Origin of the sequence: Rhizobium sp. LjRoot254 (assembly GCF_964254105.1) — a bacterium.
GTDB lineage: Bacteria > Pseudomonadota > Alphaproteobacteria > Rhizobiales > Rhizobiaceae > Rhizobium_E.
The window spans coordinates 4,051,964-4,065,586 of record NZ_CAXUSM020000001.1; the positions used below are offsets into that span (position 1 = coordinate 4,051,964).

The 13,623-nt window shown below is 61.9% G+C and carries 11 protein-coding genes; 9 read left to right on the forward strand and 2 right to left on the reverse strand.

Translation table 11 applies throughout. The features are described from left to right. The first annotated feature begins 74 nt into the window (after positions 1-74). The 7 genes from ACSQ26_RS19950 (at position 75) to ACSQ26_RS19980 (ending at position 8,657) form a co-directional block, all read left to right on the forward strand. Complete coding sequence (locus ACSQ26_RS19950) at positions 75-1,016, forward strand: D-ribose ABC transporter substrate-binding protein (protein WP_436011919.1); 942 nt, start codon at positions 75-77, stop codon at positions 1,014-1,016. A gap of 72 nt (positions 1,017-1,088) precedes the next feature. Next, positions 1,089-1,736, forward strand: coding sequence for a DUF2291 family protein (locus ACSQ26_RS19955; RefSeq protein WP_436011921.1), 648 nt, complete (start codon positions 1,089-1,091; stop codon positions 1,734-1,736). Positions 1,737-1,738: 2 nt separating this feature from the next. After that, on the forward strand, positions 1,739-3,283 hold the full coding sequence (locus tag ACSQ26_RS19960; RefSeq protein WP_436011923.1) for a sugar ABC transporter ATP-binding protein: 1,545 nt from the start codon (positions 1,739-1,741) through the stop codon (positions 3,281-3,283). Further along, positions 3,283-4,347 carry an ABC transporter permease gene (locus tag ACSQ26_RS19965; protein ID WP_436015368.1) on the forward strand — a complete coding sequence of 355 codons (1,065 nt, stop codon included), beginning with the start codon at positions 3,283-3,285 and terminating at the stop codon, positions 4,345-4,347. Before ACSQ26_RS19960 ends, ACSQ26_RS19965 begins: the two co-directional genes overlap by 1 nt. Positions 4,348-4,551: 204 nt before the next feature. Further along, a complete protein-coding gene (locus ACSQ26_RS19970; protein ID WP_436011925.1) occupies positions 4,552-5,589 on the forward strand; it encodes a Gfo/Idh/MocA family protein in 1,038 nt (345 codons plus the stop codon). Then, positions 5,586-7,457 (forward strand): D-apionate lactonase, encoded by a 1,872-nt coding sequence (apnL, locus tag ACSQ26_RS19975; protein ID WP_436011927.1) that lies wholly within the window; start codon positions 5,586-5,588, stop codon positions 7,455-7,457. Before ACSQ26_RS19970 ends, apnL begins: the two co-directional genes overlap by 4 nt. 255 nt (positions 7,458-7,712) lie before the next feature. Next, positions 7,713-8,657 carry an IS110 family transposase gene (locus ACSQ26_RS19980; RefSeq protein ID WP_436005541.1) on the forward strand — a complete coding sequence of 315 codons (945 nt, stop codon included), beginning with the start codon at positions 7,713-7,715 and terminating at the stop codon, positions 8,655-8,657. Positions 8,658-8,783: 126 nt separating this feature from the next. On the opposite strand, the gene ACSQ26_RS19985 is transcribed toward ACSQ26_RS19980, so the two are convergent. After that, positions 8,784-9,716: a dihydrodipicolinate synthase family protein gene (locus ACSQ26_RS19985; RefSeq protein WP_436011929.1), complete on the reverse strand. Its 933-nt coding sequence runs from the start codon at positions 9,714-9,716 to the stop codon at positions 8,784-8,786. Between the two features lie 175 nt (positions 9,717-9,891). Further along, positions 9,892-10,614, reverse strand: coding sequence for a transcriptional regulator NanR (locus tag ACSQ26_RS19990; RefSeq protein ID WP_436011931.1), 723 nt, complete (start codon positions 10,612-10,614; stop codon positions 9,892-9,894). 149 nt (positions 10,615-10,763) lie between these two features. Here ACSQ26_RS19990 and oiaX point away from each other — a divergent pair, with 149 nt between their 5' ends. Together oiaX and ACSQ26_RS20000 are read left to right on the forward strand one after the other, a co-directional pair. Then, a complete protein-coding gene (gene oiaX / locus ACSQ26_RS19995; RefSeq protein ID WP_436011933.1) occupies positions 10,764-12,026 on the forward strand; it encodes a 3-oxo-isoapionate-4-phosphate decarboxylase OiaX in 1,263 nt (420 codons plus the stop codon). A gap of 284 nt (positions 12,027-12,310) precedes the next feature. Then, positions 12,311-13,609, forward strand: a complete 1,299-nt coding sequence (locus ACSQ26_RS20000; RefSeq protein WP_436011935.1) for a four-carbon acid sugar kinase family protein — start codon at positions 12,311-12,313, stop codon at positions 13,607-13,609. Positions 13,610-13,623: the final 14 nt, after the last annotated feature.

Here is a 13,623-nt window from a genome sequence, read left to right on the forward strand (position 1 = left end):
AATTGCACTGGGGCGGTCGTTTCATTGGAGAAACGCCCGGAGGGTTCCTGTGCCTTAACAAGGAGGAGAATACCATGAAACTGACAAGAAGACTGACGATTGCGGGTTTCGCCGCAGTCATGCTGGCGGGCGCTGCAATGCCGGCCTTTGCCGCCGACCTCATTGCCATCATCACGCCGAGCCACGACAATCCGTTCTTCAAGGCGGAGGCTGTCGGCGCCGAAGCCAAGGCGAAGGAACTGGGCTACGAAACCCTGGTGCTGGTGCATGACGACGACGCCAACAAGCAGTCGCAGCTGATCGACACCGCGATCGCTCGCGGCGCCAAGGCGATCATCCTCGACAATGCCGGATCGGAAGCATCGATCGCGGCCGTGCAGAAGGCCAAGGATGCGGGCATCCCCTCGTTCCTGATCGACCGCGAGATCAATGCGACCGGCGTCGCCGTCTCGCAGATCGTCTCCAACAACTATCAGGGCGCGCAGCTCGGTGCCGAAGAGTTCGTCAAGCTGATGGGCGAGAAGGGCAACTTCGTCGAACTGCTCGGCCGCGAAGCCGATCTCAATGCCGGCATTCGCTCCAAGGGTTATCACGACGTCATCGGCGAATATCCTGACATGAAGATGGTCGCCCAGCAGTCGGCCAACTGGAGCCAGACCGAAGGCTATTCCAAGATGGAAACCATCCTGCAGGCCAATCCCGACATCCAGGGCGTAATTGCCGGCAATGACACGATGGCCATGGGCGCGATCGCGGCGCTCCAGGCTGCCGGCCGCAAGGATGTCATCGTCGTCGGCTTCGACGGCTCCAACGATGTGCGCGACTCGATCAAGACGGGCGGCATCAAGGCAACCGTCATGCAGCCTGCCTATGCGCAGGCCCAGATGGCGGTCGTCCAGGCCGACGAGTTCATCAAGACGGGCAAGAAGCCGGCTGAAGAAAAGCAGCTGATGGATTGCGTTCTGATCAATGCCGATAATGCCGGCAAGCTCGAGACTTTCGCGCTCACCCAGTAAACCCTCCCAGGGGATGGCGCGAGGCAGGATGATCCCTGCCTCGCGTTTATTGTTTGCCGTTGGAGAATGGGAATGCCTAGAGCCTCTTGGTTCAATTGCGTCGCCGTGATCGCGCTGGCCGGCTTGCTGACGCTGCCCGGCTGCAAGTTCATCAAGACCGCCGACCAGCAGAAGGAAGCTGCGGCAAGCGCCTTCGATCCGGACAAGCTTGTCGCCGGCATCTGGGACGAGAAGGTCATTCCCTATCTCGACGAGCGTGCCGGATCGCTCAAGGATGTCATGGCGCTGGCATCAAGCGATCTCAACGCTGCTGCCGCGAAATACGGCCACAAGGAAAAGCAGGGCAACGCCCCCTACACCTTCGCGGCCAAAGTCGAGGGAACGATCGTCGCCGAGGAAACCAAGTCGCGCGCGGCCTATGTCGATGTCGACGTCGATGGCGACGCCAAGGCGGATGTGCGGGTGGCGATCGGCCCGGCGATCCGAGGCACCGCGCTCCGCGACAGCTTGAAATTCGTGAACTTCAACGAGTTCAAGAACCAGATAGAGTGGGCGCAGTACGGCAAGTCGTTCAATATCCATGTCAACAAGACATTGCTCGAAAAGCTGCCGCGCAGCGGATTGACCGGCAAGACGCTGACCGCAACCGGCGCGTTCCCGCTGCCCTCCGCCGGCCAGTTGCCGCAATTCGTGCCAGCGACAATCACGATCGGGGATTGACCATGACCGATCCCGACGACGGCGATGTGATCCTAGAACTGCGCGACATCACCAAGGCCTATTCCGGCATCCTGGCGGTCAAGAAGGCCGATCTCAAACTGCGCCGGGGCGCCGTCAATGTGCTGGTCGGCGAGAACGGTGCGGGCAAATCGACCCTGATGCGGATTATCGCCGGCGTCGAACGGCCGACGCTGGGCGAGATCTTTCTCGACGGCGAGAAGATCCATCTCGATACGCCCGCCGACGCGGTGCGGCACGGCATCGGCATCGTTTTCCAGGAGCTTAATCTCTTCGGCAATCTCTCGGTCGCCGAGAATATTTTTGCCACTCGCGAGATCACGCGCGGTCTGCGCGGCATCGATCACAAGGCGCAGGTGGCGAAGGCCAATGAATTCCTCGACCGCCTCGAGGCCGGTATCTCAGCCGATACGCTGGCCGAAGACCTGCCGATCGGCCAGCAGCAGCTCGTCGAGATCGCCCGCGCCGTCTCGCTCGATACCCGCATCCTGATCATGGACGAGCCGACCTCGGCACTCAGCGCGGCCGAGGTGGATATCCTGTTCCGCGTCATCGCCGACCTCAAGGCGCGCGGCGTCGCCATCGTCTATATCTCGCACCGGCTCGAGGAGCTGATGCGGATCGGCGACTACATCACCGTGCTGAAGGACGGCCAGATCACCGGCCATGCGATGGTCAAGGATATCGACACAAGCTGGATCGTCCGCTCGATGATCGGCTCGGACGCCAAGGATTTCGCCAAGCAGATCGACCATCCGCTGGGTGACGAAGTGTTCCGCGCCGAGGAAATCTGCCTGCCCCGCGTGCAGGGCGGGTATGCCGTGGATCATGTGTCGCTGTCGGTGAGGAAGGGCGAAATCCTCGGCATCTACGGCCTGATGGGTGCGGGGCGCTCGGAGTTGTTCGAATGCATCATGGGCAGGCATGAGCACTACACAGGCAAGGTCTTCGTCGAAGGCGAGGAACTCAAGGGACGTGATACGACGCGCCGCATCCGAGAGGGCCTGGCGTTGATCCCGGAGGACCGCCAGCGCGAGGGCCTTGTGCAATCCATGTCGATCGCCGGCAACCTGACGATGGCGAGCCTCGGACAGTTCGTAAGGGGCGGCTTCCATATCGATCTCGCCCGCGAGAGACAAGCGATCGGCGAGGCCATACGCGGCCTTGCCATCAAGGCGAAAAATCCTGACTTCGAAGTCACCTCGATGTCCGGCGGCAACCAGCAGAAGGTCGTCATCGGCAAGGCGCTGATGACCGGCCCCAAAGTGCTGCTGATGGACGAGCCGAGCCGGGGCATCGATGTCGGCGCCAAGGCCGACGTATTCCGCACCATGCGGCGGCTGGCGAGCGAAGGCCTCGCCATCCTGTTTTCCACATCCGACCTCGAAGAGGTGATGGCGCTTTCCGATCGCATCGCCGTGATGAGCAATGGCCGGCTGGTCACGGTCATCCACCGAAAGGACGCCACCGAGGACATGATCATCTCGGCCTCCGCGGAAGGGCATAAAACCAAAAGGAACCACGCGTGATGACGACAGCAACGCAAACCGCCTCCGCAGAAGGCCTCAACAGCGGATCGATCCTGCTGACGCTGATGAAGCTCAGAACATTCATCGCGCTGTTCGCCGTCATCATCTTCTTCTCGTTTTTCGCGCCGAACTTCCTGTCGACCGCGAACATGATCCTGATGTCCAAGCATGCGACGCAGAATGCGTTCCTTGCGATCGGCATGACATTCGTCATTATCACCGGCGGCATCGATCTCTCGGTCGGCTCGATCGTCGGCCTGTGCGGCATGGTCGCGGGCGGGCTTATCCTCTACGGCATCGAACTGCCGATCGGGTACACCGTCTATTTCAATATTGTCGAGGTGGCGTTCATCGTCGCGATCGTCGGCATCGTCATCGGCGCGATCAACGGCCTGCTGATCACCCGGCTCAACGTGGCGCCGTTCATCGCGACGCTCGGGACGCTCTATGTCGCGCGCGGCATGGCGCTGCTCTATTCCGACGGCCAGACGCTGCCGAACCTTCAGGGCAAGGAGGAATTGGGCAACCAGGGTTTCAGCTATCTCGGCTCCGGCAGCATTCTGGGCTTGCCGGTGTCGGTGTGGATCCTGATCGCGGTGGCGCTGGGGGCGGCCTATTTCGCCCGCTTCGTGCCGCTCGGCCGGCATATCTTCGCCGTCGGCGGCAATGAACGCGCGGCGCGCATGTCGGGCATCCGCGTCAACCGGGTGAAGATGTTCGTCTACATGTTCTCGGGCTTCTGCGCGGCGATCGTCGGGCTGGTCATCTCGTCCGAACTGATGGCCTCGCATCCGGCGACCGGCACCAATCTCGAACTCAACGCCATTGCGGCTGCGGTTCTGGGCGGCACGTCGATGTCCGGTGGACGCGGCACGATCGGCGGCACGATCATCGGTGCCTTCGTCATCGGCATTCTCTCCGATGGTCTGGTCATGATGGGCGTCAGTTCCTTCTGGCAGATGGTCATCAAGGGTCTTGTCATCATCGTCGCAGTCGTGGTTGATCAGGCGCAGCGCCGCTTGCAGCAGCGCGTGACCCTGATGCAGATGGCAAAGGCAGGGTAACAATCCAGGTATAAAGACCCCGCCCCAAACCCCTCCCCACAAGGGGGAGGGGCTTAACTTGCGGCTTCCGCCCTGCCACGAGTAACGTTGCCAATTGTTGCAGCGTGGACGAAGGTGACGACGGCGAGGCTGGGTTAGCCCCTCCCCCTTGTGGGGAGGGGTTCGGGGCGGGGTTCTAAAACCACGAATGCGAACGGAAGCGACATGACCAAATTCAAAGGCGCTCTCATCGGCTGCGGCTTCTTCGCGGTCAACCAGATGCATGGCTGGCAGGATCTCGACAATGCCGAGATCGTGGCGATCTGCGATCGCGATCCGGAACGGCTCCGGATCGTCGGCGACCAGTTCGGCGTGGCGCGGCGCTACGAGTCGGCCGAGGCGATGTTTGCCGATGGCGGCTTCGATTTCGTCGATATCGCCACCACGGTGGCGAGCCACCGGCCGCTGGTGGAGCTAGCGGCGCGCCACAAGGTGCCGACGATCTGCCAGAAGCCGTTCGCGCTCAATCTCGATGACGCCAAGGCAATGGTGAAGGCGGCCGACGATGCCGGCGTGCCACTGATGGTGCATGAGAATTTTCGCTGGCAGACGCCACTGATGGCCGTAAAGGAAGCGCTCGACAGCGGCGCGATCGGCAAGCCCTTCTGGGGCCGCGTGTCGTTCCGTTCCGGCTATGATATCTTTGCAGGGCAGCCCTATCTCGCCAAGGGCAAGCGGTTCATTGTCGAAGACCTCGGCATCCATGTCCTCGATATCGCCCGCTACCTGTTCGGCGATGTCGACCGGTTGACCGCCCGCACGGTGCGCGTCCGGCCAGATATCGCAGGCGAGGACGTTGCCACCATGCTGCTCGACCATGCGAATGGCATCACCTCGGTGGTCGATTGCAGCTACAGCACCTTCCTGCCCGAGGAGCAGTTTCCCGAGACCTTCATCGAGATCGATGGATCGGACGGCACCATCCGGCTCACCAAAGACTACAAGCTGGTGATCCACGGCAGGTCGTCAGGTACCACCAGGCGGGACGTCGAACCCGAACTCCTGCCCTGGGCCGCCAAGCCCTGGCACAATATCCAGGAAAGCGTGGCGATCATCGAGAAGCACTGGATCGAAAGCCTTGCCGCCGGCACCGAGCCCGCGACCTCGGGCCACGACAATCTCAAGACTTTCGCGCTGGTCGACGCCGCCTATCTCAGCGCCGAGACCGGCAAGACGGTTGATCTCAAGGACCTGCTGGGATGAGCGGCGACAGCTTCCGGCTCTACGGCACCGAATTGCAGGAGCCCGAGGCGCGGGAGCTTACCGCCGGCGCATTGAGCGTCACGCTGCAAGACGGAAATCTCCGGACGCTGCGTTTCAAGGGGCATGAAGTGCTGCGCGCCGTTGCCTTCCTCGTCCGTGACAAGGATTGGGGCACGTGCAATGCCGCGATCACCGGCCTGTCCGTTCGCTCGGAGGATTATGGCTTCACGATGAGCTACACTGCGCGCTTCACAGCGCCCTCTGGCGCCAATCTCGATTGCGAAGTCAGCATTCTGGGGACGCCGGATGGCTTGAACTTCTCGGCGGATTGCGTCAGCGATGCGGAATTCGAAACGGCGCGTGCGGGCTTCGCCGTTCTGCATCCGATCGTCGGCGTGGCCGGCGAACCGGTGACGGTGGAGCATAGCGACGGCGCCATGGAGCAGGCACACTGGCCGGACCGGATCGATCCCTGGCAGCCGTTCAAGGAGATCGCCGCGATCACCCATCGCGTTGCCGAAGGCATCGAGGCGACGACGCGTTTCGAAGGCGATGTCTTCGAGATGGAAGACCAGCGTAATTGGACCGACGGTTCCTACAAGACCTATGTGCGGCCGCTGGCGCTGCCATGGCCCTACATGCTGGAGAAGGACAAGGCATTCAGCCAGCGGATTTCCGTGGCGATCAAGGCCGAGGACAATGCGGCGCCGGCGCCGGACACGCGTGAAGTAATTTCGATTCGGATCCTGCCGACCACGCTCAAGCTGCCCGAGATCGGCATCGGGCTGCGGCCGGAATGTGTCGAGCAGGATCGCACTTCAATACCGACATTGAAGGTGACTGGAGCCCGGCATCTCATCGCCCATTTCGACCCGCTTGCAGGACATGGCATCGAGGCGTTGACGGGTTACGCGGCTATTGCTGAACAATCGGGGCTGAAGGTAACGCTGGAAATCGCCCTTCCCTGCGTTCGACCATTGAAGGAAGAATTCGCGGAAATCGCCGGTCTCGTGCGGCAGTCCGGACTTACGCTCGATACCCTGTTCGTCAGCCCCGAGGTCGACCGGCAATCAACGCCGCCGGGCAGCAAATGGCCGGAATGCCCTTCCCTGGAAGATGTCTATGCCGCCGCGCGCGCCGCCTTCCCCGGCGTCCGACTCGGCGGCGGCATGCTGTCCTATTTCACGGAACTCAACCGCAAGCGCGTGCCGGCCGATGCCATCGACTACGTCAGTCACTGCACCAACCCGATCGTCCATGCCGCCGACGATCTCTCGGTGATGCAGACCTTCGAGGCGCTGCGCGATGTGGTCGCCTCGACGCGCGCCATCTACGGCGACAAGCCCTATCGCATCGGCCCGTCGACGATCGCCATGCGACAGAACCCCTATGGCAGCGCCACCAAGGACAACCCTTCGCTGGCGCGCATTCCGATGGCCAATGTCGATCCGCGCCACAATGGCCAGTTCGGCGCGGCGTGGACGCTCGCCTATGCCGCGACTGTTGCCTCCGCCGGTCTCGAAGTGCTGACGCTGTCGACGCTGACAGGTTCGCTCGGGCTGCTGGCGGGCAAAGGAGAGCCGTTGGCGGAGGGCCAATTGCGGCCATTGGCGCATGTGATCTCGCGGCTTGGTGCGCTGTCCGGTGAGGATTTTCATGCGGTAGAAACTTCGCGACCGGATGCAGTGCTCGGGCTTGCGACGAAAGATAGATTGCTGCTGGCGAACATTACGCCGCAAACGCAGCAGGTAGAGCTTGGCCGTAAGGCAAAGGCAATCACAACGCTCGGCATAGGGACGAGAGACGTCCCTGCTGCCGATGAACTGGAACTCCATGCATATGATTGCATCGAGATTTTATTGGATTAGGGGGCGTTTTCTGTCCAAGCAATTGCAGGCCGCCCAGCCCCTCATCTGCCTGCCGGCATCTTGTGTGTTGAATTTCTGGTAAAGTTGGTTTTGTCCGGTTTGTCCGCCTGATGTTGACGCACCAGGCGGACCACCGTCGGAGGGACCGTTGGCATCAGAGCCCTTTGGGCTGTGGAGAAGCTGGGTCGCCGTCGGCTGTTCACTGATCCGGATGGTTGCAGGGACGATCGGGTCCGGAGCCACAAGGAGGGATCGATGAACATATCGAAGTCTAACACATTTAGCGCCGGGGTCGATGTCGCCAAGCTCTGGCTGGACGCGGCGATCCACGGCTCGGAGGCGATGGTTCGGGTGGCCAACACGCCGGCCGGACATGGCGAGCTGATCGACTGGCTTTGTGCCCAGGGCGCCGGGCGCGTCGGACTGGAGGCCACCGGCGGTTATGAGCGCGCCATCGTCAAAGCCTTGCGCGACGCAGCGCTTGAGGTGGTCGTGCACCAGCCCATCGAGGTCAGGCTGTTTGCCCGCATCAAGCGCCTGCGGGCCAAGAATGATCGCATCGACGCCCGGCTGATCGCCTGCGCCACGGCCCAGGTCGAGAGCGTCAGAGCCGCCGCCGATCCGCGCCTTGCCGAACTGGCCGAGCGACTGACGGCCTATGAGCAAGCCAGCGAGCTTGCAACGCTGCTGAAGACCCAGATGGAGCATCTGAGCCTGCCCGACCTGATTGAGGATGCCCGCGCCCAGTTGACCATCCTGCTGGCGCGAAAGGCCAGGATTGTCGCCGACATCATGGCCCGCGTCCGGCTCTGGCCCGACCTCGCCCGGCGGCTCGCCCTGCTCAACTCCTTGCCTGGTGTCGGTTCCATCGTGGCGCTGAGCCTGCTGATCCGGATGCCCGAACTGGGCGCGATGAAGCGCGGACAGGCCGCCGCCCTGGTCGGTGTTGCGCCGTTCGACCGCGATTCCGGCGAGCGAAAGGGCCAGCGCTTCATTGCCGGAGGCCGCCGCAGGCCTCGAAAACTGCTCTACATGGCTGCTCTTGCCGCCAAACGATGCGATCCCGGCCATCGCAGCTTCGCCCAACGCCTGGCTGCCGCCGGAAAACCGCCCAAGCTCATCCTCGTCGCCATCATGCGAAAGCTCATCGAGGCCGCAAACCTCGTCATCCTGCGCGATACGCCTTGGGTTCCACAATAAAAATGACATGGTTGCTTCTCCCCCAAGGGGAGAAGGGATTCGTGGCAGCGCTTACGCCTCCAGCGTCCCCTCTCCCCGTTCTTACGGGGAGAGGGCTAGGGTGAGGGGCAATCCCAATTCGAGGCCTCAGGCGTAGCGCGAGGCGTACCAGGCCTTGAACAGCTTGTACTGGTTTTCGAGATGACGCTGCTGCGAGGCGCTCAGCTTGTCGGTCTCGTTGAAATGCAGCGTGTATTCCGCGTCTCCGTTCAACACCATCAGATGCTTGTAGTGGAGCACAAGGTCCGGACCTTCGTCATAGGTCGAGAGAACCGTCAGTGCTTCTTCGAGTTCCAGCGCCTCGCGGCGTGCCGTGGCATCGCCCTTGGCGGCCTTTTTGCAGAGCGCGACCAGCTGCAGCACTTCTTTGGGCAGGGCATTGCCGATGCCGGTGATGGCGCCGCCGGCGCCGCAATTGACGAAGCCGTGATAGACGCCGGTATCGACGCCGACCATCAGGGTCAGGCTGTCATCGCCCGAAGTGATGTTTTCGGCCGCATAGGTCATGTCCTGCTTGCCGCCGAATTCCTTGAAGCCGACGAGATTGGCGTGGCGCGAGCGCAGGTCGAAGAACAGGTCGGCGCGGGTCGCGAAGCCATAGTATGGGCTGTTGTAGATAACGGCTGGAATATCCTTGGCGGCATCGAGAATGGCGGCGAAATGATCGCGCTGGGCGGAGACCGAGGAGCCGCGCGACAGGACGCGCGGGATGACCATCAGCCCCTTGGCGCCAACTTTCTGGGCATGCGCCGCGTGGCTGACGGCCGACTTGGTGTTGATGGCGCCGGTGCCGACGATGACGGGGACGCCCGCCTCGCAAAGCCTGCGCACGCCTTCCTGGCGCTGTTCGTCGGTCAGCAGCGGCCAATCGCCCATCGAGCCGCAATAGACCACGGCCGACATGCCCGCCGCGATCAGTTCCTTGCCCTTCTTGACCAGCAGGTCGAAGTTCGGCGTGCGGTCGGGGTTGCAGGGGGTCATCAGCGCCGGGATGCAGCCAGAGAAAACATTTCCTGCCATCGAAATCTCCTGATCTTGAACCGGCACATCGGCCGCCTTGTTGGAATGACAACTGATATATCAGATGACGATTTGGCTGTCCATGAGAAAATTGGAGTGCCTTAATTATCCGTGGAACGCGGGTTTCATACCGGTTTCCTGTTCGCATATTCCAGATATTTCAGAGAAGAGAAAACTAAGATGTCTTGTGGTTTCTCATCGCATAGAGCGCGCGGGACCGTTCGAGGTGCTTGATCATCGCTTTTTCGGCGATGTCGGCGTCGCCCTTCTCGATGGCCCGGATGATTTCCTCGTGCTCGACCAGGGTGAAATTTTCGCGTCCGGTCCAGATCAGCATTTCGGTGTGATAGCTTTTCAGCCAGCCGAGCATGGCGCTGCTGACGGCGGCGAAAATCGGATTGCCCGAGATCTGCGCGATATGCTGGTGGAATGCCATATCGGCATTGATGAAGGCTTCGGAATCGCCCAGGCTCTGGCTCTGCCTGTCGAGCAGAGCGCGAAGTTCCTTGATGTCTTGGGCCGTCGCCTTGGCCGCCGCCTCGCGCACCATGCCGCGCTCGAAGAAAATGCGCGCGCTCTTGAGGTGTTCGAGTGAATCCGACGAACCAGAAAGCATCAGCTTGGCTGGCAGATCCACCTGGCGGAAGATCGACTCGGCCGTGACCTGCAAGACCTTCGCCCGCTCACCGTGGGAGATTTCCACCAGCCCCTTGCCGGCCAGCGCCTGCATCGCTTCACGGATGGCCGGGCGGCCGACGCCGAAACGCTCCATCAGTTCACGCTCGGACGGCATGTCGTCGCCGGCCTTGAGTTCACCGTTTTCGATCAGGAGTTTCAGGCGGGCAAAGACTTCGTCCGAAAGCTTCTTGCGGACGATCGGCTCGTTCAGAAGACTCATTGGCCCCTCGGATTTTACACGGCGTAATTATGCATAATAATGGCCGCTGCCAATGTTGTTTCGCGGGAAAGAACACTTGTTTTAACTTGAATACTCATTATACCAGTTGCGAGAAATTGACAAGCCGCGCGCTGTCGCGGCCGGAGGATATGCATTTGATCCGCTTGACCTACAGGATCGAAACGCCGGGCTCAGTGGAAGCCATGGCAACGAAGATCGCCAGCGACCAGTCGACCGGAACGTTCGTCGCCCTGCCCGGCGAGACAGAAGAGCTGAAGGCGCGCGTGGCGGCCCGCGTCGCCGGCATTCGTGAACTGCCGCCTACGGACAAGGCCTCGTTTCCCGACGAGGCGGGTGGCGCTACCGATTTCAACCGTGCCGATGTCGATGTGGATTTTCCCTTGGATGCCGTGGGCACCGATCTTGCGGCGCTGATGACGATCGCCATCGGCGGCGTCTTTTCGATCAAGGGCATGACTGGTATCCGCATCGTCGATATGAAGCTGCCCGAGGAATTTGCCGAGGCGCATCCTGGGCCGCAATTCGGCGTGCCCGGCAGTTTCGCGCTGACCGGCGTCAAGGGCCGGCCGATTATCGGCACCATCGTCAAGCCGGCCTTGGGGCTCCGGCCGAATGAAACGGCTGACATGGTGGGCGAATTGCTCGATGCGGGGGTCGATTTCATCAAGGACGACGAGAAGCTGACGAGCCCGGCCTATTCGCCGCTCAAGGAGCGCGTCGCCGCGATCATGCCTGTCATTCTCGACCACGAGCAGAAGACCGGCAAGAAGGTCATGTATGCCTTCGGCATCAGCCACGCCGACCCTGATGAGATGATGCGCAACCACGACATGGTGCTCGAAGCGGGCGGCAATTGCGCCGTCGTCAATATCAATTCGATTGGTTTCGGCGGGATGTCCTTCCTGCGCAAGCGCTCGGGGCTGGTGCTGCACGCCCATCGGAACGGCTGGGATGTTCTGACGAGGCATGCCGGCCTGGGCTTCGAATTCTCAGTCTGGCAGCAATTCTGGCGCCTGCTCGGTGTCGATCAGTTTCAGATCAACGGTATAAGGGTGAAATACTGGGAGCCGGATGAGAGCTTCGTGCGCTCCTATCACGCCGTCAGCACGCCGCTGTTTTCGGAGAAAGATGTGGCGTTGCCGGTGATAGGCTCCGGCCAATGGGGTGGGCAAGCGCCGGATACGATCAAGGCAACCGGCGGCTCGACCGACCTGCTCTATCTCTGCGGCGGCGGCATCGTCAGCCATCCCGGCGGGCCCGGTGCTGGGGTGAAGGCGGTGAAGCAGGCATGGGAGGCGGCGGTGGCAGGTGTGCCGCTCGATGTGTATGCGAGGGAGCATGTCGAGTTGGCGCAATCGATCGAGAAGTTTGCGGGTGGGAAGGGAGCGTGAGGTCCCGACAGGGACTTCACCCCTCACCAAGCGCGCCCAAGAACTCGACAATCGTCTCGTTCGGGCTTGCTATCCTCTCCCGCAAGGGGAGAGGTAGAACTCGTGGCACGGCCTCGCTTCGATTGAAGGCCGAGAACGTGGCACCCTACCTCTCCCCTTGCGGGAGAGGATACGAAGGCCGCGAGAAGCGAAGCTGATCGCTTGGCCGTAGTTGGTGAGGGGTGAAGCTCCAACCAATTGCGGCATCGAAGCAACCTACCGGAAAAGTTGAACGAGACGCTGCATTGACCAAACCCCTGATCAGCTACTACGGCGACGACTTCACCGGCTCGACCGATGTGATGGAAGCCCTCGCCTCGAACGGTGTCGAGACCGTCCTGTTTCTTGAAAAGCCCGATGATGCGCTGCTTTCCCGCTTTGCCACCGCCCGCGCATTCGGGCTTGCCGGCACGAGCCGCAGCGAGATGCCGGAATGGATGGACACTCACCTGCGCGACGCGTTCGAATGGCTGAAGACGCTGGATGCGGAACTCTGCCATTACAAAGTTTGCTCGACCTTCGATTCCGCGCCCGGAATCGGCAATATCGGCCGCGCGATCGAACTTGGCCGTGCCGTGTTCGGCGAGACCACAGTGCCGCTGATCGTCGGCGCGCCGCAGATCCGGCGCTATACCGCATTCGGCCAGCTCTTCGCGGCGTATCAGGGCAGGAACTACCGCATAGACCGTCATCCCGTCATGTCGCGCCATCCCGTTACGCCAATGGACGAAGCCGATATCCTGAGACATCTGGCGCGACAGACCGATCTGTCGTCGGCGCTCATCGACAATGTCTCGATTTCCGGTGCATTTGGCGGGACCAATGCCGGGATCCTGTTGCTCGACGTGCTCGACGCCGCGACGCAAGCTGCGGCAGGCAATATCCTCTGGAACGAACTTCGGCGCGAAAGCCGCTTCGTCTGCGGCTCCTCGGGTGTCGAGTACGCGCTGATCCATGCCTGGAGTGCGGCGGGTGTGATCGGCGAACGCCCCCGGTTCGATGATGCCGGACCCGTCGATCGGATCGCCGTCGTGTCGGGCAGTGTTTCGCCGACGACGGAGCGGCAGATCCGGCATGCCCTCGATAATGGTTTCGATGGCGTCGCGCTCGATCCGCTCGCCCTGTCGGGCGATGAGTCCGGATCGGCCATCACGCACGCAACCGATGCTGCACTAAATATCCTCTCCAGCGGCAAGAGCGTTGTGCTTTATACGGCGCTTGGACCCTCGGCCGATCGCGGCGGGGAGTTGACGTCGTCCGGTTCGCGCCATCGCATCGGCCAGGCGCTCGGCCGCATCCAGCGGGAGCTGGTCGCCAAGGCAGGCCTGTCCCGCGCCGTCGTTGCGGGCGGCGATACGTCCAGCCACGCGCTGGGCGAAATGGGCATTTCGGCGCTGACGCTGAAAATGCCCCTGCCCCAGACGCCCGGGTCGCCGCTCTGCATCGCCCATGGCAACCACGCCGATGGACTGGAGATTGCGCTCAAGGGTGGCCAGGTCGGCGGTGACGACTATTTCTCGATGATCCGCGCCGGCCGACCGTGACGACTGGAGCGCCC